The following is a 20,745-nucleotide window of genomic DNA, read 5'->3' as shown; positions in this document are numbered from 1 at the left end:
CGTACCCGGGCAGCACTCTCCTGCCGGGGCCCGGCCGACGGGACGCGCGCCCGAGATCAGGTCCGCGGTTTCACCAACGGGAACGGGAGGGTCTCGCGGATGCTGCGGCCGGTGATCAGCATGACCACGCGATCCACGCCGACCCCCAGCCCGCCGGTCGGGGGCATCGCGAACTCCAGCGCCTCGAGGAAGTCCTCGTCCAGTTCCATCGCCTCCGGATCGCCGCCGGCGGCCAGCAGCGACTGCTCGGTCAGGCGCCGGCGCTGCTCGATCGGGTTGGTCAGCTCGCTGTAGGCGGTGCCCAGTTCCACGCCCCAGGCCACCAGGTCCCAGCGTTCGGCCACGCCCGGGACGTTGCGGTGGGCACGGGTCAGCGGCGAGACCGAGGTGGGGAAGTCGATGTAGAAGGTGGGCTCCTCGGTGCGGGACTCCACCAGATGCTCGTACATCTCCAGCACGATCTGCCCGGCGTCCCAGCCGAACTGGTGCGGCACGCCCGCCTTGTCGCACACCAGCCGCAGCCGCTCCACGTCGGTATCGGGGCCGATCTCCTCGCCGACGGCCGCCGAGACGGCGCCGTGCACCGTCCGCACCGGCCAGTCCCCGGAGATGTCCACCTCGGCCAGCGAACCGTCCGGCTTCGGGCGTAACGCCACGCATTTCCCGTTGGCCGCGACGGCGGCCTCCTGCACCAGCTGGCGGCAGGCGTGCATCATCCGCTCGTAATCGCTGTGCGCCTCATAGGCTTCCAGGATCGTGAACTCCGGGTTGTGGCTGTAGTCGACACCCTCGTTGCGGAATACCCGGCCCAGTTCGAACACCTTCTCCATACCGCCGACACACAGCCGCTTCAGGTACAGCTCCGGTGCGATGCGCAGGTACAGGTCCAGGTCGTAGGCGTTGATGTGGGTGCCGAACGGCGCGGCGTTGGCGCCGCCGTGCACCTGCTGCAGCACCGGCGTCTCGACCTCGAGAAATCCCCAGCCGTTCAACGTGTCCCGCAGCGAGCGCACCACCGCGCTGCGCTTGGCGAGCAGCTCGCGCGCCTCGATGTTGACGGCCATGTCGACGTAGCGCCGGCGCACCCGCGCCTCGGGATCGGCGAGGCCCTTCCACTTGTCCGGCAGCGGATGCAGGCACTTGCCGATCATCCGCCAGTCCTGGGCCAGCAGCGACAGCTCGCCGCGGCGGCTGCGCCCGACCTGGCCGCTCATCTCGACCAGATCGCCGAGATCGAAGTACTCGTCGAAGGAGGTGGCGCGGTCGGCGCCGACCCGGCCGCGGTCGATCACCACCTGTATCTCGTCGGACCAGTCGCGCAGCACGGCGAATACGACCCCGCCGTAATCGCGAATGCGCAACAGCCGCCCGCACACACGCACCGTGGTGCCCTTGGGCGAGCGCCTGGCCGCGGCCACGGTGTGTGTCGGCGGGTAGGCCACCGGGTAGGCGTCGACGCCCGCGGCCTCCAGCCGCTCCAGCTTGTCCATTCGAACCCGCACCTGTTCCGGGCGGCGACCGTTGACCTGCGCCGGTTCGGCGGGCGGCGGCTCCGGCGCACTGCCGTCGGCGCGCAGGTCCCGCATGGTCGAAGGCACCGCCGGATGCAGGCCGGTGTGGACCGTGGCGTCCTGCTGCTTGCCGAGGCGCGGCAGGAAACCCTCGGCCAGCGCGCTGGCCATCGCGACCCGCGGCAGCTGGCGGCGATCCTCGAACAGGAAGAACCGGGGCACCCACTGCGGCTGGTACTTCACGTTGGATCGGTACAGCGCCTCCAGCTGCCACCAGCGCGAGAAGAACATCAGCACGCTGCGCCACAGCCGCAGCACCGGCCCGGCGCCGATCCGGGCGCCCTCCTCGAACACCGAACGGAACACCGCGAAGTTCAGCGAGATCCGGACGATGCCGTAGCGGGCCGACGACAGCGCCAGCTGCGAGATCATCAACTCCATGATCCCGTTGGGGCCCTGGGGATCACGCCGCATCACGTCCAGCGACACCCCGGCGCGCCCCCACGGCACCAGCGACAGCATGCCCCACACCCGGGAGTCCGCGTCGAGGGCCTCGACCAGCAGGCAGTCGCCGTCCAGCGGGTCGCCGAGGCGGTCGAGGGCCATCGAGAAGCCGCGCTCGGTCGAGGTGTCGCGCCAGGTGTCCGCGCGCGAGATCATCTGCGCGGTCTCGTCCGGGGTGAGTTCGCTGTGGCGGCGGATCCGCACGGTGAAGCCCTGCTTGCGCAGCCGGTTGGCGGCCTGGCGGACCTGTTTCATCTCCGGGCCGGCCAGCGTGAACGAGCGGGTGTCGAGGATGGCCTCGTCGCCCAGCCGCAGCGCCGACAGCCCGGCCCGGCGGTAGGCGGTGGCGCCCTGTTCGCCGGCGCCCATCACCGCGGGCGCCCAGCCGTGCCGGTCGGCGACCCGCAGCCAGGCGTCGATGGCCTGCGGCCAGGCTTCCCGCACACCGATCGGATCGCCCGACGCCAGGCATACTCCGAGCTCCACCCGATAGGTCACCGCTGCCTTGCCGCTGGGCGCGAAGACGGCGGCCTTGTCGCGGCGGGTGGCGAAATAGCCCAGCGAATCCTCCACATCGGACCGCTCCAGCAGGCCGCGCAGGGCCGACTCGTCCGGTCCGGTCATCGCGTTGGAGGCCCGCTGGGTGCGGAACAGCACCACGACCGCCGCCATCAGGGCCACGAAACCGAAGAAGCCCAGCAGCAGGTCGACCAGGTGCGGCGGGTGACCGTCGAAGTTGTCGTTGCTGACCAGGATCGCCGCGGTCACCCGGGAGACGGCCCACAGCGGGCGCTCCGCGCCGCGCGGCAGGCTGCCCGGGAACAGCTCCACCAGGCCCCAGCCGAGCAGGGAGCCGGCCGCGAGCCCGCCGATCAGGACGCCCAGCGCGGTCCGCGCCGCGCCGCGCCGCACCCGGGTGTAGAACTCCGGCCAGGCGGCGATCAGCAGGCCGATGACCGCGGCGTGCACGACCAGGGCGACCAGATCGTTGACGTCGTGCTCGTCGGCGAACTCGAGGGCGTTGGCGACCGCCAGCAGGGCCATGTAGGCGACCAGTAACCACCAGGCGATCCGCTTGCGGCTCGCGGTGGCCCCGGCCAGCAGGCCCACGATCAGGGCCCAGACGAGGCTGGTGTCGGGGGCGTCGAAATAGTAGGTGTCGAGATAGTGTCGGGGGACCTGGGTGATGAAGCGCAGGCCGGGGGAGATGCTCCACAGACCACACAGCACGGCGAACACGCCGAGAACCAGGCCCACCAGGTGGGGCACCTCGCTCAATCGGCCGTGGCCGCGGTGCGGTACTTCGGATGACCGCGGTCTGTGCTCGGTGTCCTGGTGTTGCCGGTCCTGCGTGGAAGTCACCGCATCAGTGTGAATGTTCACCCCGCTCGAGCGCAGAATGTGGGTGGGCATGTCCGGGGCCGATCGGCTCGGCGTGCCGGAGCCTGGATGGCGCGTTTGCGCCATTGGCGAGTTCGGTTGCCGCGCGGGGGAGTTCGCGCCCGAACCGGATGTCGGACGTTTGCCCGAATCCGGGCGTGTCCCGGCGTGCCGGCAGGGCCTGGGTGCGGCCACCCCGGGCCCGGAAGGTAATGATGTATTCCATGTCGGATCCAGTCGATGTGCCGATCGGTGACGAAGTCATCCGGCTCGGACAATTCCTGAAACTGGCCAACCTGATCGACACCGGCTCGGAGGCGAAGACCGTGATCGCCGCGGGCCTGGTCCGGGTCAACGAGGAGGTCGAGCTGCGGCGCGGCCGGCAGCTGCACCGCGGCGACGTGGTCACGCTGGCCGGGCACCGGGTCCGCGTGGGGGACTGACCTGTTCGGCCCTACTCGGCGCGCACCACGATGCCGTCGGCGTCGCTGTAGAGCATCTCGCCGGGGACGAAGGTGACGCCGCCGAACTCGACGGGCACGTCGCGCTCGCCCGAACCGGTCTGGGTACTCTTGCGGGGGTTGGTGCCCAGCGCCTTCAGGCCGATGTCGAGCGTGCGCAGGATGGCCGAATCGCGCACCGCGCCGTACACGATCACCCCGGCCCAGCCGTTGTCCACGCCGCGGCCCGCGATGATGTCGCCGATCAGCGCCGTATGCACGCTGCCGCCGCCGTCCACCACCAGCACCCGGCCCGCGCCCGCTTCGCCCAGCGTCTGCTTGACCAGCAGATTGTCCTGGTGGCAGCGGATGGTGACGATTCGCCCGGCGAAGGCCTCGCGGCCACCGAACCGCGTGAACTGGACGTCGCAGCTGCGGATGCCGGGGCCGATCTCGTCGGCGAGGTCGGCGGTCGGGATCATCGGCACGGATTCGGTCACGGGTGCCAGCTTGCCATGCGCGTTCGTCGGCGGCGTTCGCCGGGGATCAGGTACGGCCGTACCGCTGTTCGTAGGCGAGCCGGTCGGCGGCCGCGCGCGTGCGGGCGGTGGAATCGGCCAGCGCGGGGTCGAGGCCGTGCTGGAGCAGCCGGTGCCGCCGGTACACGTACATGAGCGCGACCGTGAAATAGATCAGCGGAATGTACAGCAGCGCCATCATCGCCAGACCCATCCACAGCGGCCCCGGAATCAGCAGGAACAGGGCCAGCGGCGCCAGTACCGGGATGAGGAGGCGAGCCAGGTAGCGGCGGGTCGCGCCGGGACCGACCAGGTCCTCGCGCACCCAGTCCCGCATCGAACCGGGCAGGGTGCGGCCACAGATGTAGCCCAGCCGCTGCGGGAACGTGGGGACGGTGCGGTCGGCCATGTATCCAGGATTCGCCGTTGCGGGCCCGGTGGCAACATCGGTCCGACCGGGGGCGCGTGGTATCCGTCACGTCGGGATTCGGACGATTCCGGCGCGGCCCGTGCGGGTGCGGCGCCGCGCTCACGCGGTGACGGCGAGCGTGGCCGCCAGCCCGAACACCAGCGCCATCGCCAGCACCTCGACAACCGCTCGGCGCAGCGAGGATTCGGCGGTCATCCGATGGTCGCCCGCGCGCGGGACCCAACTGCGCCGCCACCACCAGCCCAGCACCAGCAGCCCGGTCAGCAGCACCGTCTTCGCCAGCAGGATCCGCCCGTAGCCGGTGTCGATCAGCGGCGCGAGCCCGCCCATCCGCACCAGGCCGTTGCACACGCCGGTCACCGTCACGGCCGCGACGGCCGGCAGCGCCCACGCCGAATACCGGGGGAGTCGCGCCGCCCATTCGCCCCGGGTCCGGGTCACCAGCGCCAGCGCCAGCAGCAGCCCCAGCCAGAGCGACGCGGCCAGCGCGTGCACGGCCGCCAGCACGGAACCGAGCACCTGCTGCGACATGTGCCCGGTGATCGGTCGCAGAACCAGCGCGACGGCCGCGAAGACGAGCACGGGATCGGCGGTGGCGTGCCGCGGCCGCCGGTAGGCCAGTGTGCAGTAGCCGGTGACCACGCCGGTGCCGATCAGGATCGCGATACCCACCTGCCCGCCGCTGACGTGGGCGAGGTAGTCGCCGAACTGCCCGACCCCCAGGCGGCCCAGCGGCACGCCGACCACCTGGGCGGCCTCGCAGGCGAGTACCGCGAATTCCATTGCGGCCCACAGCCCGCCGAGACCGGCCAGCAGCCGCCACGGCGGCTCCAGCCGGTCGTGCAGGCGGGGCAGCGTGGCCAGGCCCAGGACGGTGGCGCCGGCGCAGTCGGCCAATGCCCGGACCGGCGCCTCGGACTGCACCGGATCCGGTCGCGCCAGCGCCCACGCCAGTGCGGCGCCGAGCAGCGCGGCCGGGACGACCAGCAGCAGTGCCGCCCGCAGCGCGGTCGCACCGCCGCCGGTCGCCTTGTTCATCGCCGGGTACGAGCGCTGCCCCGGCCGAGCAGCAGCACGGCCAGGATTCCGCCCAGAATCACCACGGCGGCGACGATGAACACCCATACCGGCACGCCACCGGAACCGCCGTCCTCGGAACCGCCAGCCGCGTCGGCCTTCGGCCCGGGGGTGCCGTTGCCCGGTGCGGTGAGCGTGAACGTGCGGGTGCCGCTGACCGGGTGCCCGTCGGCCGAGGTCACCCGGTAGGCGACCGTGTACCGGCCGACGGGACCGAGGTCGCCGACCTCGACGCCGACGACGGGCCCGTCCACCTGCGGGGAACCCTTGTCCCAGCGGTTCCCGTCGGGGCCGACCACGGTCAGCGACGGGAAACTGGGCTGCAGGTTCTCGTTGAAGGTGACGGTGACCCGGGCCGGTCCCGCGGCGAGCTGAGCGCCGTCCGCGGGGTCGGTGGCGATCACGGTCGAATGCGCGGCCGCCGGACCGGCGGCCGCGGCGGCGAATCCGGCGAGCAGCAGACCGGCCGCGAGACCTCCGAGCAGGCGGCGGATCACGACCGCCGTCCCCGGGCCAGACCGGCGAGCCCGAGCAGCGCGCCGACCGCGCCGAGGGCCAGTCCGATGCCGCCGAGCCAGCGGGCGGTGCCGTCGGATTCCTGTTGTGCGGCACCGGAGTCCGCGGCCCCGGAGTTCGCGGCGGCCGTGCCGTGGTGGTGACCGCCGCCGCCGGCCGCGAGGGTGAGCTGCGGGGCAGGATGTTCCGGTTCGGAGCCGTCGGGGCCCATCGGCTGGTTCCACTCGACCACCGAGCCGTCGCTGTAGGTCTGCGTGGCCGGCATGGTCACGGTGTCCTGATCGGGCAGCGGGCTGACCGACAGCACGAAGCGCTGGAACTGGTCGGGGGCCACACCGGGATTGCCGGGCTGGGCGGTCCAGGTCACCGCGACGACCTGATTCTTGTCGTTCTTCTCGACCTTGGACGTCCAGCCCGGCATCGGTTCGGTGCGGGCCGAGCTCAGACCGGGCAGCTGGATCCGCAGTCCGGTGGTGCCGGCGGTCTCCGATTCGGTCGGGACCTTGAAGGTGACGACGGCGGAGCCGCCCTGTTCGGCGCCGGGCGCGTCGGCGGTGACGTGGGCGGCGGCGGTGCCGGTACCCAGCAGGGCGAGCCCGGCCGCGGCGCCCACCGTGCCGAGGGCGCGCGAAATCGCTATGGACATGGAGATACTTTCTCGATCGAAGGAAAAGGTGTCGGTGGATCAGGCCGACACCGGCGGCGCGCGCGGGCCGATCGAGACGTCGCGGAGCGAGCGGCGGGCGGGTGCCACGAAACCCGGCCAGCGCCGCGAGTAGCGGGGCGGCGGTGCCGCCGGTGCGCCGACGACCACCCGGATCGCCTGCGAGACAAGGGCGTACAGCCGATCGGCGGCGACGATCAGCACCGTGCACAGCAGCGTCGCGAGTCCGTGCGCGAGCAGCATCCAGCCCGCGGGCAGGTGCACGCCGAGGACGAGAACGTCTGCCGCGTGGTTCGATTCGCCGTGTGCCGGGCCGTGGTCGTGGGTGATCGTTCCGGCCAGCACGGCATGGCCGATCAGCTGGCCGCCCGCCAGCGCCGCGAAAAGCGCCGCCCGCCCGAAGTTTCCGGTACCGCGCGAGATCGCCCCGGCGAACATGCCGCCGAGCACGGCCGCCGGTGACAGGAGCATCAGCGCGGTCGAATCCGGAAAACCGCCCCCGGCCAGCCCGTGCGCCGCTACCGCCAGCACCATGACGGCCGTGCCGACCAGCGGGCCGCGCAGGTGACCGCGGTCCGAGGAGCCGGCGGGCCGCGCACTGCGGGCCGGGCCGATCGGGCGAATCCGCCCGCCGGGCAGGTGCATCCGGTGGTCCGGGGTCGCGGTCGCGCGGTCCGGGCCGGTGCCCATCTCGGTCGCACCGTGGTCGGCGGGCGCGGTCGGGCGGCGGACCCGGTGCTCGGGGGGCCGGCCCGGTTCGGTGCTCACGTCTGTCGTACGTCGGTCATCGGGCCGGATGGGTGCCCGGCCTGCCGGTCGCGGCTCGCCACGTCGGCGCGGCTGCGGCTCGCCGCGGTGGTGACGCATCGATGCGGGTCTCCGGGGTCAGCGCACGCCGAGGCGGGCGAGGACATCGCCCTCGATCCCGGACAGCTCGTTCGAGATGGAGGCGTGCACGGCGCGGCGGCGCTGGGGCGGCATCTGCTCGGCGGTGCGGACCGCGGTGCTCAGGCTGTCGAGGCGGTCACGGGTGGCGGTGACGAACTTCTGGGTCTCGGCGTCGTTCTTGCCGGCCTTCGAGTCGATCTCGGCCAGTGACGACTCGGCACTGGCGACGCGCGCCCGCAATGTGGCGCCGTGCCCGCTGAAGTCGGCGAGCTGGTCCAGGCCGATGCCGAGCCGGTGCGCCCGGCGGTTGTCGATCTGCCCGCGCACGAATGTGGCGGCGCGATAGGCCAGCGGGGCGAGTACCGGAATCAGCACCCGGGCGACGCCGAGGTACTTCTTGACCTGCCCGGCGGACAGCAGGTCGCGATCGGCCTTCTCGGCGGCCTTCAGCGCCGCCTTCTCCTCCGCCTTCAGCGTCGAGATCTGCTGCTTGGCGATGTCACGCTGGGTGCGCAGCTCGGCGCGGTTGCGCTTGCGCTCGTTGCGCGCGCCGAGCTTGGCCTCGACGGCGGCCTTGTGCTTGAGGGCTTTCGCCTCGGCCTTGCGGTTCGACCGCCGCTTGCGCTTGGTGAACAACCCCATGAAAAGGCCCTCCGTCGTGCTGGTTCGCGCAGGCAGCCGGTACCTGCTGTGTCGTCGATGCACACAGTGTGCGTCAACCCTATCGGGTTCGCGCGGGTGCCTGCGCGGGCACGCTGGATCGAGTCGCCGATCGGCCACCGGTCGTCTCGGCGTGCTCGGAGCCCGCCCGTATGCGGAAAGTTTCCCGGCCGAAGCGAGTCGATGTCGCGTCGCGCCGGATCGAGATCCGGCCGTGCCCGGCGAGACCGCGCCGACGAGACCGCTGCATCTCGAGTTCGGCTCGGGTGGGACCGGCGGGTCGATTCGGTCCGAGCCGAGATCGGGCCGTGTCGCGGACCGGCCGGTCGACACCGAGCCGAGACCGTCGCGTGCGATGCGGTTCACGAGAGTGTCGGGGGTCTGGACCATACTGCTTACGTGTATACGGGCAGCGGCGACCGGAATGGTCGCGATGACGACGGCGGGAGCACCGCCGGGCCGGCGGCCGCGGTGCCCGGTGCCGCCGTCGCCGCGGCGGCCGACGAGGTGGCCGCGCGGGCGGTGGCCGGAGCCGAGTCGGGACGGGGTGCCTTCGTCGATGCGCGAGCGCTGGTCGGCTGTCGGCACCGCCTGCATCTGGAGGCCGCCCAGCCCGGTGCGCTGGCGGGGGTGGCCGAGGACGCGGGGGTCAAGCAGCGCCGCGAGGCGGCGGCCGCGCACCGGGAGCGAGTCCGCGACGAACTCGTGGCGGCCGACCCGGAGCACTGGATCGTGATCGATCCCGCGCTGCCCGCCGTCGAGCGGGTCGAGGCCACGCTGCGCGCCTGCGCCGCGGGCGTGCGGCGGATCTGGGGCGCGCTGCTGCCGCGCGAACCCGATACCGGCCGCCGCGGCGGGTCGGAGATCCTGCTGCGCGACGCCGCCCGCGGCGGCTATATCCCGGTGATCGTGGTCAACCACAAGGTCACCGACCCGCGGCAGCCCGACCCGGCCGACTTCCACCCGCTGACCTCGGATCTGTACCGCTGGGATCCGCAGCCGGACAGGCACGTCCGGGTGCGCACCCAGCCTCGCGATCAGCAGCGGCTGGCCCACCTCTACCGCATGTTGCAGCGGCACGGCCTGGCTAGCCCGGCCCTGGTCGGCGGGTCGATCGGCTACCACTTCGATCGCATCCTGGTGCACGATCTGGGGCCGATCCTCGCCGACTACGACCAGCGCTACGCCGATCGCATCGCCGTGGTGCGCGGCGAACTGCCCACGATCCCGTCCAAGGTGCCCGAGTGCCGGCGCTGCCCGTGGTGGTCGCGGCCGGTGCCGGGTTCGATCGTCGCGGGCGGCGCCTCGACCGGCACGACGAGTTGCGAGCGATGGCTCACCGAACATCGCGATGTCAGCCTGGTCGCCCCCGGCTCGCGCGCGGAACTGCTGCGCCGCCACGGCGTGCAGACGATCGACGACCTGGCCGGCTGGACGGGCGAGGACCCCGACGACTGGCAGTACGAGCCGTTCCGCGAGACGGTGGTCACGGCGCGGGCCTGGATGTCCGGCGCGCCCCTGGTCCGCCGCTTCGACGAGGTCCGGGTGCGCCGCGCCGACGTCGAGGTGGACGTGGATCTGGAGAGTTACCAGGAGTACGGCGCCTATTTGTGGGGCACCCTGCTCGACGGCGTCTACCGCCCGTTCGTGACCTGGGACCCGCTGCCGACGGCGGACGAGTCCCGCTCGTTCGCCGAGTTCTGGGGTTGGCTGATGGGCGTGCGGGCCGAGGCCGCGGTAGCGGGGAAGACCTTCGCCGCTTACTGCTATTCGCGCACCGCCGAGGACAAGTGGCTGTACGAGTCGGCGCGCCGCTTCGCGGGCCGGCCGGGTGTGCCGACCGAGGAGCAGGTCCGCGATTTCGTCGACGGCCCGCAGTGGGTGGATATGTTCCAGGCGGTCTCCGAGCAGTTCATCTGCCCGAACGGCAAGGGCCTGAAGAAGATCGCCCCCGTGGCCGGCTTCGCCTGGCGCGATCCGGAGGCCGGCGGCGAGGCGTCGATGAGCTGGTATCGCCAGGCGGTCGGCTACGACGGGGAACCCGATCTCACCCAGCGCACCCGCCTGCTCGAGTACAACGAGGACGATGTGCGCGCCACCTACGCGCTGCGGGTCTGGATGGTGCCCGATCGCCCCGGCGCGCCGGGCGCCGCGACCGAGGTGCCGGCGATGTCGGACTTCCGAGAGCCCAGCCGCGTGCCGTCGGCCCGGCCGCCGACGTAATATCTGGTCGTGACTGAGCACGTCGAAGAACTGGAGTTTCAGGCCGAAACCCATCAGCTCCTGGAACTGATGATCCACTCGGTCTACTCGAACAAGGACACCTTCCTGCGCGAGTTGATCTCGAACGCATCGGATGCCCTGGACAAATTGCGGCTGGAGTCGTTCCGGGACAAGGACCTGGAGGTCGACACCTCGGATCTGCATGTCGAGCTGGAGGTCGACAAGGACAACCGGATCCTGACGGTGCGCGACAACGGCATCGGCATGTCGCGCGCCGAGGTGGTCGACCTGATCGGCACCCTGGCCAAATCGGGCACCGCCGAACTGCGCAGGCAACTACTGGAAGCGAGGGGGCGCACCGAGGCTGAATCCAAGGACGCCGAGGAGCTGATCGGTCAGTTCGGTATCGGCTTCTATTCGACCTTCATGGTGGCCGACCGGGTCACCATGACCACCCGCAAGGCCGGCGAGACAACCGCAACACGCTGGGAGTCGACCGCGGCCAGCTCCACCTACACGATAGAGACGCTGGAATCGGCGCCGCAGGGCACCGCGGTGTCGCTGCACCTGAAGTCGGCCGATGACGACGACCACCTGTACGACTACACCCAGGAGTGGAAGCTCCGCGAGATCGTCAAGAAGTACTCCGATTTCATCGCCTGGCCGATCCGCATGCAGGTCGAGCGGACGGTCACCGTGGACGACGGCGAGGAGGGCGCCGAACCCGCAGAGAAGACGGTCGTCGAGGACCAGACCCTGAACTCGCAGAAGGCGCTGTGGACGCGGCCGCGCAGCGAGGTCTCCGACGAGGAGTACAAGGAGTTCTACAAGCACGTCTCGCACGCCTGGGACGATCCGCTGGAGATCATTCCGATGCGGGCCGAGGGCACCTTCGAGTACCAGGCGCTGCTGTTCATTCCGTCGCACGCGCCGTTCGACCTGTTCCAGCGCGAGCACAGTCGCGGTGTGCAGCTGTATGTCCGGCGGGTGTTCATCATGGACAACTGCGAAGAGCTGATGCCGGAGTATCTGCGCTTCGTCAAGGGCGTGGTGGACGCGCAGGACCTGTCGCTCAACGTGTCTCGCGAGATCCTGCAGCAGGACCGGCAGATCCAGATGATCCGCAAGCGGCTGGTGCGCAAGGTGCTGTCCACCATCAAGGACATGCAGGGCGCCGCCGCCGAGGCACAGGATGCCGGGGAAGACGCCGCCGAGAAGAGCGGCGACAAGTCGAAGTACGAGAAGTTCTGGAACGAGTTCGGCCGGGTGCTCAAGGAGGGCCTGCTGTCCGACTTCGACAATCGCGAGACGATCCTGCAGGTCTCGTCGTTCGAGTCGACCCATTCCGAGCAGGAACCGACCACGCTGGCCGAGTACGTGGAGCGGATGCAGGACGGCCAGGACCAGATCTACTACATGACCGGCGAGTCCCGGCAGCAGATCGAGAACTCGCCGCATATGGAGGCGTTCAAGGCCAAGGGTCTGGAGGTGCTCGTCCTCACCGACCCGGTCGACGAGATGTGGGTCGGCTCGGTGCCGGAATTCGACGGCAAGCAGTTCCAGTCCATCGCCAAGGGCGAGGTGGACCTGGAGACCGAGGAGGAGAAGAAGGCCTCCGAGCAGCTGCGCGAACAGCGGGAGAAGGACTTCGGCGACGTGCTGCAGTGGTTGAAGCAGACCCTCGACGAGAGCGTCAAGGAGGTGCGCCTGTCCTCGCGCCTGACCACCTCCCCGGCCTGTGTGGTGGGCGACGTCTTCGACTTCACCCCGCAGCTGGAGCGGATGTACCGCGCCTCCGGCCAGGTCCTGCCGGAGACCAAGCGGATCCTGGAGATCAATCCGGACCATCCGCTGGTCACCGGGCTGCGGGACGCGTACGGCGAGAACAAGGCGGAGGCCGACGCGGGCACGGCGGAGGAACTCACCCAGACCGCCGAATTGCTGTACGGCACGGCCGTTCTCGCCGAGGGCGGGGAGCTGAAGGATCCGGCGCACTTCGCCCAGGTCCTGGCAGACCGGCTGACCCGCACGCTCTGATTCGCCCGGACCCGAGCGCGGGGCCGATTGTGACCCTGGTCATGGTCGGCCCCCACGCGGGAACCTCTCCGGTTCCGATGCGTTAAGGTGATTGGTCGCATTTTTTGTGTGTTCGTGTTAATCATGCTCGCGCGGAACAGTGTGCGGGCGTCGCTTTCTCCTTGCCGGGCAAGTTGCAAGTCGCCGTCTGGATGCGACTCGGTGCCGCGACCGCGGCGACCGGCAGTAACACCTTTCAGGAGAAAACAAGATGGTTCAGGGAACCGTGAAGTGGTTCAACGCGGAGAAGGGCTACGGCTTCATCGCGCACGAGGGCGGGCCGGACGTGTTCGTCCACTACTCGGAGATCGAGGGCAGCGGCTACCGCGGCCTCGACGAGGGCCAGCAGGTGAGCTTCGAGATCACTCAGGGCAAGAAGGGCCCGCAGGCCTCCGGCGTTCGCGCCCTCTGAGCACAGTCGTTCGTGCTCTCCGAGCGCAACGGTTGCCTGCCTGGTAGGCGCAGCCGTTCGCGCTCTGTGGTGAGCCGTTCGAACAACCAAGGCTCGTATCGAGCCCGGTAAGTATGCGGTCGCCGTGACCTCTCGGATCGAGAGGTCACGGCGACCGTGTCGTTCGCGGGATTGCCCGGAGGACGTGTCCGTTACGCCCGCCGTGGGCATCATGGATGCATGGATGTGCTCGATACGGTGGGGGCGAGTCTCATGGACGTGGCTCGTCGAGACTTCTGGTGGATGGCCTGGAACACCGTGCTGGCGTGGATTCCGGTGGCGTTGGCGCTGTTGGTGTTCCGCACCGGTCGCGGCGTGTACGTCCAGTCCCGCTCGCCGGTGTGGTGGGCCGGCGTCGTGCTGTTCGTGCTGTTCCTGCCCAACGCTCCGTACGTCGTGACCGATCTGGTCCATCTGCGCGAGGACATCCACTTCGTCGGCGACGGGCCGGTGGTCACGACCGTGCTGCCGGTGTATACGGCGCTCATCGTCTCCGGGTTTCTGGCCTATCATTTCGCCCTGGCCGAGGTGGGCCGGTTCCTGGTCGGCAGCGGGCTGAGCCGCTGGCGGATACCGGCGCTGATCGGGCTGCATCTGCTGTGCGCCATCGGCATCTTCCTCGGCCGCTGGGTGCGGCTGAACAGCTGGGAGCCGGTGGTGCAGCCGCGCACCAGCCTCGACCGCATACTGCTGGCCTTCAGCTGGTCGTGGGCACCGGCGGCGATCGCGGTGCTGTTCGTCGTCACGGGCCTCGGGCATTTCGTGACGAAGGCGGTTGTCGAGGACACGATCGACACCACCCGCCGCGCGATCGTGTGGATGCGAACGGCGTAGCCGACGAAGGCCCGCACCGGAGCATGGTGCGGGCCTTCGATATTCGGTACCTACGGCATTCGGTACCTACGGGAGCAGCCGTCCGGTGTCAGCGCGGCGCCATGCGCAGGGCGCCGTCCATCCGGAAGGTCTCGCCGTTGAGGTAGTCGTGCTCGACGATGTACTGCGCCAGCTGCGCGTACTCGTCGGGGCGGCCCAGGCGCGACGGGAACGGCACGCCGGCCTCCAGGCCCTTGCGATACTCCTCGGTCACGCCGGCCAGCATCGGGGTGTCGATGATGCCGGGGGCAATGGTGTCGACCCGGATGCCGAACTGCGCCAGGTCGCGGGCGGCCGGAACGGTCATGCCGGCCACGCCGCCCTTGGACGCGGAGTAGGCGATCTGGCCGATCTGGCCCTCGAACGCCGCCACCGACGCCGTGTTGATGACGACCCCGCGCTGACCGTACTCGTCGACCGGCTCGGTCTTGGTGATGGCGTCGGCCGCCAGCCGCATCACGTTGAACGTGCCGAGCAGGTTCACGGTGATGACGGTGCGGAACAGCTCCAGATCGTGCGGGCCGTTCTTCGACAGGATGCGCCCGGCCCAGCCGACACCGGCGCAGTTCACGACGATGCGCAGCGGCACGCCGGACTCGACGACCTTGTCGACCGCGGCCGACACCTCGTCGGCGCTGGTGACGTCGGTGGGAATCAGGGTGACACCGGCCGGAACGCCGTCGCCGGCGCGCTCGATGGACTGCTGCAGGTCCAGCCCGAACACGGTCGCGCCCTGATCGGCGAAACGCTTCGCGGTCGCGGCGCCCAGCCCGGACGCAGCTCCGGTGATGATTGCGGCGGAGCCCGAAATCTCCACGGTGTTTGGTCCTCTCGTTCGTGACGGCCTTTCGCCGGCCTTCCGTCGACAAGAACACTAACCGGAGGGCCGGTCCGGGTTACGTCGGGCCGTTTGTGAACAGAAGTGTTCTTCGGTGCTACGGTCGTCGATATGCCAGAGCCGGTCAGCCCCACCCGCCAGCTGCCCCGCGGCCGTCACGGCCTGCCCCGGGAGACGGTGATCGCGGCGCAGCGCGACCGCATCCTGGATGCGATGGCCGACGCGATGGTCGAGAACGGTTACGTGGGAACGTCGGTGGCGTCGATCATCAAGCGGGCCGGCGTATCCCGGGAGACCTTCTACGAGCAGTTCCGTTCCAAGGAGGACTGTTTCGACACCGCCTTCGAGCGAGCGGTGCGGCTGCTGCTCGACCGGATCATGGAAGCGGCTCGGGTGCAGGCGGATTCGCTCGAGGCGATGGGCGCGGCCGAGGCATTCGAACACCGGATGGACGCGCTGCTGACCGCGTACCTGGAGGGCCTGGCGAGCGAGCCGGCCTACGCGCGGCTGTATCTGGTCGAGGTCTACGCGGTCGGGCCTGAGGCGATCGCCCGGCGCGCGCAGCGGCAGGAGGCCTTCGTGGCGCTGCTGGCCGATATCGTCGGTGCCCGCACCGAGCAGCAGCACTTCGCGTGCCAGACCCTGGTCGCGGCGCTGAGCGCGATGGTGACCACGCGCATCGCCGCCGCCGATCTGGAGGGCCTGCGGGCCCTGCGCGAACCGATGCTGAACCTCGTGCGCCGCAGCGGCGACCTGCTCGGCTCCGCGGTGGAGCTGGATGCGCGGCCCGTCGCAGGCATCGGATAGGCGGATCCACTGTCGGATCCCGCCGCGCGGCAGGCCAACTCGAATGCGTGGCTTGGCGCGGAGCCGACCCGAGTGTATGGCCTGCCGCGGCGCCGACTCGGATGTGCGGTCCGGCGACCGGATCGCCGTTCCTCGCCGATGCGGAACCGTCCGGTCCGGGCACCGATATCGCTCAGCTCGGGCTGTCGAGCCGCTCCGGTTCGCGGGCGGCGGCCGTGCGCTCGGAGCGGCGGCGCAGCAGCCACAGAATCGCCCCGGCGGCCAGCGGGGTCGCGGCGGAGATCGCCAGCTCCGCCACTCTGCCCAACTCCGGCAGCAGCGCGGACAGCAGGGTGGCGGTGCCGATGTACAGGAACAGCAGTCCCGATCCGGTGGCGATCAGACGCTCGGGCAGGTGCCGGCCGACGGTGATCCCGATCGCGATGGCGAGCGCGCCGGCGGCGACCATACCCAGGACCGATCCCGTCCACACCGCGAACCAGCTGTGGTTGGAGGCCAGTGCGACGGTGGCGAACATCGTCCGGTCGCCGAGTTCGGCCAGCAGGAACGCCGACAGCACGACGAAGAACGCCCGTCCCGGCGGCCGCGGGGCGGTCTCGGACGAACCCTCGGCCTCGTCGTCCCGGCCGAGGGTCTCGCGCAGCGTCCACAGGCCGACCGCCAGCAGAATGACGGCGGTGCAGAGCGCGATCAGATCGGTCGGCAGCGCGGCGCCCAGGAAGTGCCCGACCCCGGCGCCGATCAGATTCACCGCGACGCTGGCGACCGCGATGGCCGACAGCACGATCCACCAGCGATAGCGCAGGGCGAAGGTCAGGGCCATCAACTGCGATTTGTCGCCGAGTTCGGCGAGGAAGAGAACGCCGAAGCTCAGCGCTAGCGTGGCGATCATGAATCAGCTCCCAGGTCTCCGGCCTGCCGGCCGAAGACGGGGCGCCCTCGACCGACAACGCACCCGAAAAATCGATCGGTTTGTCATCGGCCGAAGGTCTCGCCCACCGGTACGGAGCCGGTTCACGTGGCCGGACGCCGCGGAGCGGAATCAGTATGTCGACCACGCGATTGGGGGCTACTCCCCTTCGCTGCGATGAAGCCTACCCTAAGTTGCCGCGATGTGCCACTACCTCATCGTCGAAATCGCAATGCGCGCAATAAGTTTGGCGATCCCCGTGGAAAGTTTCGGGTACCCGTCGCGCGGCGGCAGGGGGCCCGTCACGCGTTCGGCAGCCCACCCGTCACGTCGTCTGAAACACCCGTCACGTCGGCAGGAGCCCCGGTCACGCCGACAGCAGCCCGGTCGCGCCGACGGAGCCCGGTTGCGCGGACGGAGCCCGGTTGCGCGGACGGAGCCCGGTTGCGCGGACGGAGCCCGGTTGCGCGGACGGAGCCCGGTTGCGCGGACGGAGCCCGGTCGCGCGGACGGAGCCCGGTCGCGCGGACGGAGCCCGGTCGCGCGGACGGAGCCCGGTCGCGCGGACGGAGCCCGGTCGCGCGGACGGAGCCCGGTTGCGCGGACGGAGCCCGGTCGCGCGGACGGAGCCCGGTTGCGCGGACGGAGCCCGGTCGCGCGGACGGAGCCCGGTCGCGCGGACGGAGCCCGGTCGCGCGGACGGAGCCCGGTCGCGCGGACGGAGCCCGGTCGCGCCGACGGAGCCCGGTCGCGCCGACGGAGCCCGGTCGCGCCGACGGAGCCCGGTCGCGCCGACGGAGCCCGGTCGCGCCGACGGAGCCCGGTCGCGCGGACGGAGCCCGGTTGCGCGGACAGAGCCCTGTCACGCCGCCAGGAGCATGGCGAGCACGGCGGTGTCGGGATCGCTGATCGGATCCACGCCGACCCGGCTGACCATGGAGGTCACCGTGCCGTCGAGTTCCGCCTCGACCCATGCCGCGCGGTGTTCGAGGCCCAGGTGCGGCACCCCGGGGAGCAGCAGGCAGCCCGAGGCCGCGCCGTGGCATTCGGGGAGCGACGGCTGTGTCTCCGCCGGTGGGTGCAGCATGATCAGGGCGGGTGGCGCATGTTCGGCGAATCGGCCGGGCTCCACGGCCTCGTCGCCCAGCACGGGCCCCTCGGCCAGCACCAGGCCGACCGTCCCCGGCTCGGGATCGTCGGGCAAGTCCTCGCGGGCGCCGAAGACGGTGGAGGTGGCCAGCAGTCCGGGGAGGCTTGCGACCCGGACCGCCAGCACGAGCAGTTGCGCCCATTCCTTCGTGGTGTCGGGCCAGCGGCCGCCGATGAGGAAGCCCCGTAGGAGGCCCTGCGCCTGAAATGGTGTGACCAGGACCTGATCATTGCTTCGCATCGTCGCCTCCCGAGGGGTACGGAGGCCGGCCGCCCGGGTTTCGAGCGAGCACGTCCATTGACTTGTGGGTACCCGAGAATGGCGCGAACAATGTCTGGCACACAAGTACCAGAGAGTGCTAAGTCCCTGGTAACAGGGCTGAAACACGAACCGGGCCCGCGAACCGAAAGTCCGCGGGCCCGGTATGTGTGCGGCGAGTTCAGCCGAAGATGAGGCCCTTGCCCTGTGCGACCGCCTTGGCGAAGCGATCCTGCACATCGGCCCAGTTGACGACGTTCCAGAAGGCCTTGACGTAGTCGGCCTTGACGTTCTTGTACTGCAGGTAGAAGGCGTGCTCCCACATGTCGACCTGCAGCAGCGGAATGATGCCGAGCGGCACGTTGGCCTGCTGGTCGTACAGCTGGAACGTCAGCAGCTTCTGGCCCAGGGTGTCGTACCCCAGCACCGCCCAGCCCGAGCCCTGCAGGCCGTTGGCGGCGGCGGTGAACTGGGCGCGGAACTTGTCGAACGAGCCGAACTGGTCGTCGATCGCGGCGGCCAGTTCCCCGACCGGCTTGTCGCCGCCGTTGGGCGAGAGGTTCTTCCACCAGATCGAGTGGTTGACGTGCCCACCCAGGTGGAAGGCCAGGTTCTTCTCGTGCAGGAAGATCGCGCCGTGGTCACCGGCCTCGCGGGCGGCCTCCAGCTTCTCGAGCGCCGTGTTCACGCCGGCAACGTAGGTGGCGTGATGCTTGGAGTGGTGGAGCTCGTTGATCTGCCCGGAGATGTGCGGCTCCAGGGCGCCGTAGTCGTAATCCAGATCTGGCAGCGTGTACTCAGCCACGATGTCCCTTCCTCATGATGTCGGGCCGGGTGCGCTCGTTGTCTCTCGAGCGCACTCGACCATCATTCGTACACCCGCTCGGTTGCAACCGGGTTCGATGCCCCCGGATTCCAATTGCCCTCCGGCCGCCCGCGATGTGGGCTGTGCGGCCGGAGCGCATCGGGGGATCGACGTGCACGACGCTAGTACCTTCGGCCGTGCCGTGCCTCCGGCGAATACCCGGCCGGTGCGATTTCATAGCGGGCCGGGCCGCTGTTTCTCGGCGGGACGCTCACATCGGCGGCGCGACGTCCGGCAGCATGGTGCGCGGATCGCACGTGTCGTGAGCCTTCCACCAGCGCTGCCCGCCGGCCACGAAATCGGCCGCGGTGACCGGGCGGCCGTCGCCGTCCTCGATCTCCAGGTCGGTGAACCACACTCGCACGTCGAGTTCGCGCGGATCGATGCCCTCCTGCTGAGAGAACTCCAGCAGGTGCACGGCCGGGTGGTCGCCGACGGTGGTGTCGAAGCTCAGCAACTCGCGCCACAGTGACCAGCCGCTGTCGTCGACATCGATGAAATCCCAGCCGTGCAGCGCACCGCCGCCGAAACCGGCGACCGCGTCGGCGAGCGTCTCCAGGGTGAGCGGGAAGATCTGCGGCTCCAGATCGTCCCATTCCTGTTTGCGCAGGGAGGCGGCGACGCGGCTGACTCCCGTCAGGGTCAGGAACACCCGGCGGTCCTCGGGCGGCGGGCCGTCGACCGGGAGGGTCAGCACCTCCAGCTCGAGTCGCAGCCGGGCGGCCTCGGCATCGACCACGATGCCGAGGCACGTGGCCTCCGACAGCGCGGTGTTCAGCCCGGCCGCATCCAATCCGTCGAGTAACCCCCTGCGCGCGTCCATGATCCAAGGCTACCGATCGTGCCGGGGGTCGCCGGGGATTTCGATTCCCCGCCGGTGTGGTGGTCGCTGAGGTTGCCGGGGTTGTCGCATTTCCGAAACTTGTGGGAACCGAACGGCCGGATCTGCCGTCCAAGGTGTTGTCGGGAATCGCACCGCGGCCGTCGAGCGAGAGGGGCCTGCGGAGCGACCCGCTTCGGCGGTGGGTGGCCGTTCCGGGATGAGGAGGGGAGTTTCGGAACGGTCACCCGCATGCCCACCGTCGGGCTACCGCGCCGGTTTCCCGGCCACCGAGCGGCCGGATCGCCCGTGCCTGTGGATCAGGTTGTGGAATTTGTGGATAACAGAGGCTGCACTCTGCACAGTCGGGGGCGTTTCGGGATTCATGACGGGCTACGGCGCCCGGAACAGACCGCGTGTCGGGGGAGCGGTGTGCGGCCGGAACGATGGTGGTACTCCCCGCCCATCCATCGCCCGTGGCAGGATCGAAACTGTGACGAGCCCCGAAGTTCCGTCGGTGCCGGTCGATGAAGTGCCCGCCGAGTTCGATACCGAACCCGGCAGTTCGGCCATCCTGCTCGACGTTCGCGAGGACGACGAGTGGCAGCTCGGACACGCGCCCGGCGCCGTGCACATGCCGATGGCCGACGTGCCCGCCCGGGTCGACGAACTGGACTACGACGCGGAGATCTACGTCGTGTGCCGGCAGGGCGGCCGGTCCATCCAGGTCGTGCGGTACCTGACCCACGTCGGATTCGACGCCTTCCACGTCTCCGGCGGCATGGTGGCCTGGCAGCAGTCCGGCCGCCCGCTGGCGGGTCCGGGTGGCGGCGAAGCGAAGATCTACTGATGGCCCACGGCAATCCATGAAAGGGGGAGGCGCCCG

20 protein-coding genes are annotated in these 20,745 nt (G+C 70.3%); 7 read left to right on the top strand and 13 right to left on the bottom strand.

What is annotated here, in order from left to right; genetic code table 11:
* Positions 1-56: 56 nt before the first annotated feature.
* Positions 57-3,428 (bottom strand): bifunctional lysylphosphatidylglycerol synthetase/lysine--tRNA ligase LysX, encoded by a 3,372-nt coding sequence (gene lysX / locus D892_RS0111285; RefSeq protein ID WP_084161026.1) that lies wholly within the window; start codon positions 3,426-3,428, stop codon positions 57-59.
* Between the two features lie 191 nt (positions 3,429-3,619).
* Between lysX and D892_RS0111280 the strand changes: the two genes are divergently transcribed.
* Positions 3,620-3,838: an RNA-binding S4 domain-containing protein gene (locus D892_RS0111280; RefSeq protein ID WP_024801340.1), complete on the top strand. Its 219-nt coding sequence runs from the start codon at positions 3,620-3,622 to the stop codon at positions 3,836-3,838.
* An 11-nt stretch (positions 3,839-3,849) separates the two neighbouring features.
* On the opposite strand, the gene rraA is transcribed toward D892_RS0111280, so the two are convergent.
* The 7 genes from rraA to D892_RS0111245 all read right to left on the bottom strand — a co-directional run bounded on the left by rraA (position 3,850) and on the right by D892_RS0111245 (position 8,570).
* On the bottom strand, positions 3,850-4,317 hold the full coding sequence (gene rraA / locus D892_RS0111275; protein ID WP_156959944.1) for a ribonuclease E activity regulator RraA: 468 nt from the start codon (positions 4,315-4,317) through the stop codon (positions 3,850-3,852).
* 64 nt (positions 4,318-4,381) lie between these two features.
* Positions 4,382-4,762, bottom strand: a complete 381-nt coding sequence (locus tag D892_RS0111270; protein WP_024801338.1) for a DUF5313 family protein — start codon at positions 4,760-4,762, stop codon at positions 4,382-4,384.
* Between the two features lie 120 nt (positions 4,763-4,882).
* A complete protein-coding gene (locus D892_RS0111265) occupies positions 4,883-5,821 on the bottom strand; it encodes a CopD family protein (RefSeq protein WP_024801337.1) in 939 nt (312 codons plus the stop codon).
* Positions 5,818-6,357, bottom strand: a complete 540-nt coding sequence (locus D892_RS0111260) for a copper resistance CopC family protein (protein WP_024801336.1) — start codon at positions 6,355-6,357, stop codon at positions 5,818-5,820. The genes D892_RS0111265 and D892_RS0111260 overlap by 4 nt, the downstream gene beginning before the upstream one ends.
* Positions 6,354-7,022 (bottom strand): YcnI family protein, encoded by a 669-nt coding sequence (locus tag D892_RS0111255; protein WP_024801335.1) that lies wholly within the window; start codon positions 7,020-7,022, stop codon positions 6,354-6,356. The genes D892_RS0111260 and D892_RS0111255 overlap by 4 nt, the downstream gene beginning before the upstream one ends.
* 39 nt (positions 7,023-7,061) lie before the next feature.
* On the bottom strand, positions 7,062-7,808 hold the full coding sequence (locus tag D892_RS43615; RefSeq protein WP_024801334.1) for a hypothetical protein: 747 nt from the start codon (positions 7,806-7,808) through the stop codon (positions 7,062-7,064).
* Positions 7,809-7,925: 117 nt separating this feature from the next.
* Entirely contained in the window at positions 7,926-8,570 is a 645-nt protein-coding gene (locus D892_RS0111245; RefSeq protein ID WP_024801333.1) for a DUF6474 family protein, read from the bottom strand.
* Positions 8,571-9,095: 525 nt separating this feature from the next.
* On the opposite strand from D892_RS0111245, the gene D892_RS0111240 reads away from it, so the two are divergent.
* The 4 genes from D892_RS0111240 (at position 9,096) to D892_RS0111225 (ending at position 14,172) form a co-directional block, all read left to right on the top strand.
* Positions 9,096-10,811: a TM0106 family RecB-like putative nuclease gene (locus tag D892_RS0111240; protein WP_369801819.1), complete on the top strand. Its 1,716-nt coding sequence runs from the start codon at positions 9,096-9,098 to the stop codon at positions 10,809-10,811.
* A gap of 9 nt (positions 10,812-10,820) precedes the next feature.
* A complete protein-coding gene (gene htpG / locus D892_RS0111235) occupies positions 10,821-12,848 on the top strand; it encodes a molecular chaperone HtpG (RefSeq protein WP_024801331.1) in 2,028 nt (675 codons plus the stop codon).
* 250 nt (positions 12,849-13,098) lie between these two features.
* The gene (locus D892_RS0111230) at positions 13,099-13,299 is read left to right on the top strand and encodes a cold-shock protein (protein WP_024801330.1); all 201 of its coding nucleotides are present in this window, start codon (positions 13,099-13,101) and stop codon (positions 13,297-13,299) included.
* A gap of 219 nt (positions 13,300-13,518) precedes the next feature.
* The gene (locus D892_RS0111225; RefSeq protein WP_024801329.1) at positions 13,519-14,172 is read left to right on the top strand and encodes a DUF1361 domain-containing protein; all 654 of its coding nucleotides are present in this window, start codon (positions 13,519-13,521) and stop codon (positions 14,170-14,172) included.
* A gap of 88 nt (positions 14,173-14,260) precedes the next feature.
* Here D892_RS0111225 and D892_RS0111220 read toward each other — a convergent pair whose 3' ends face one another.
* Positions 14,261-15,028, bottom strand: a complete 768-nt coding sequence (locus tag D892_RS0111220; protein WP_024801328.1) for an SDR family NAD(P)-dependent oxidoreductase — start codon at positions 15,026-15,028, stop codon at positions 14,261-14,263.
* 132 nt (positions 15,029-15,160) lie between these two features.
* On the opposite strand from D892_RS0111220, the gene D892_RS0111215 reads away from it, so the two are divergent.
* Positions 15,161-15,856 carry a TetR/AcrR family transcriptional regulator gene (locus tag D892_RS0111215; RefSeq protein WP_024801327.1) on the top strand — a complete coding sequence of 232 codons (696 nt, stop codon included), beginning with the start codon at positions 15,161-15,163 and terminating at the stop codon, positions 15,854-15,856.
* Positions 15,857-16,028: 172 nt separating this feature from the next.
* On the opposite strand, the gene D892_RS0111210 is transcribed toward D892_RS0111215, so the two are convergent.
* The 4 genes from D892_RS0111210 to D892_RS0111195 form a co-directional block, all read right to left on the bottom strand.
* On the bottom strand, positions 16,029-16,748 hold the full coding sequence (locus tag D892_RS0111210; RefSeq protein WP_024801326.1) for a TMEM165/GDT1 family protein: 720 nt from the start codon (positions 16,746-16,748) through the stop codon (positions 16,029-16,031).
* A gap of 880 nt (positions 16,749-17,628) precedes the next feature.
* Positions 17,629-18,156, bottom strand: a complete 528-nt coding sequence (locus D892_RS0111205) for a hypothetical protein (RefSeq protein WP_024801325.1) — start codon at positions 18,154-18,156, stop codon at positions 17,629-17,631.
* Between the two features lie 199 nt (positions 18,157-18,355).
* Entirely contained in the window at positions 18,356-18,979 is a 624-nt protein-coding gene (locus tag D892_RS0111200) for a superoxide dismutase (protein ID WP_024801324.1), read from the bottom strand.
* Positions 18,980-19,250: 271 nt separating this feature from the next.
* Complete coding sequence (locus D892_RS0111195) at positions 19,251-19,862, bottom strand: hypothetical protein (protein WP_024801323.1); 612 nt, start codon at positions 19,860-19,862, stop codon at positions 19,251-19,253.
* Between the two features lie 490 nt (positions 19,863-20,352).
* Here D892_RS0111195 and D892_RS0111190 point away from each other — a divergent pair, with 490 nt between their 5' ends.
* Entirely contained in the window at positions 20,353-20,709 is a 357-nt protein-coding gene (locus tag D892_RS0111190; protein WP_024801322.1) for a rhodanese-like domain-containing protein, read from the top strand.
* Positions 20,710-20,745 lie beyond the last annotated feature (36 nt).

Source organism: Nocardia sp. BMG51109 (assembly GCF_000526215.1).
Classification (GTDB): domain Bacteria; phylum Actinomycetota; class Actinomycetes; order Mycobacteriales; family Mycobacteriaceae; genus Nocardia.
This window is presented reverse-complemented; position numbering and strand designations above follow the sequence as displayed.

Coding starts and splice junctions, on each gene's coding strand:
- lysX (WP_084161026.1), bottom strand. CDS start 3,428: ATGCCCACCCACATTCTGCGCTCGAGCGGGGTGAACATTCACACTGAT.
- D892_RS0111280 (WP_024801340.1), top strand. CDS start 3,620: ATGTCGGATCCAGTCGATGTGCCGATCGGTGACGAAGTCATCCGGCTC.
- rraA (WP_156959944.1), bottom strand. CDS start 4,317: ATGATCCCGACCGCCGACCTCGCCGACGAGATCGGCCCCGGCATCCGC.
- D892_RS0111270 (WP_024801338.1), bottom strand. CDS start 4,762: ATGGCCGACCGCACCGTCCCCACGTTCCCGCAGCGGCTGGGCTACATC.
- D892_RS0111265 (WP_024801337.1), bottom strand. CDS start 5,821: ATGAACAAGGCGACCGGCGGCGGTGCGACCGCGCTGCGGGCGGCACTG.
- D892_RS0111255 (WP_024801335.1), bottom strand. CDS start 7,022: ATGTCCATAGCGATTTCGCGCGCCCTCGGCACGGTGGGCGCCGCGGCC.
- D892_RS0111245 (WP_024801333.1), bottom strand. CDS start 8,570: ATGGGGTTGTTCACCAAGCGCAAGCGGCGGTCGAACCGCAAGGCCGAG.
- D892_RS0111230 (WP_024801330.1), top strand. CDS start 13,099: ATGGTTCAGGGAACCGTGAAGTGGTTCAACGCGGAGAAGGGCTACGGC.
- D892_RS0111225 (WP_024801329.1), top strand. CDS start 13,519: ATGGATGTGCTCGATACGGTGGGGGCGAGTCTCATGGACGTGGCTCGT.
- D892_RS0111215 (WP_024801327.1), top strand. CDS start 15,161: ATGCCAGAGCCGGTCAGCCCCACCCGCCAGCTGCCCCGCGGCCGTCAC.
- D892_RS0111210 (WP_024801326.1), bottom strand. CDS start 16,748: ATGATCGCCACGCTAGCGCTGAGCTTCGGCGTTCTCTTCCTCGCCGAA.
- D892_RS0111205 (WP_024801325.1), bottom strand. CDS start 18,156: ATGCGAAGCAATGATCAGGTCCTGGTCACACCATTTCAGGCGCAGGGC.
- D892_RS0111195 (WP_024801323.1), bottom strand. CDS start 19,862: ATGGACGCGCGCAGGGGGTTACTCGACGGATTGGATGCGGCCGGGCTG.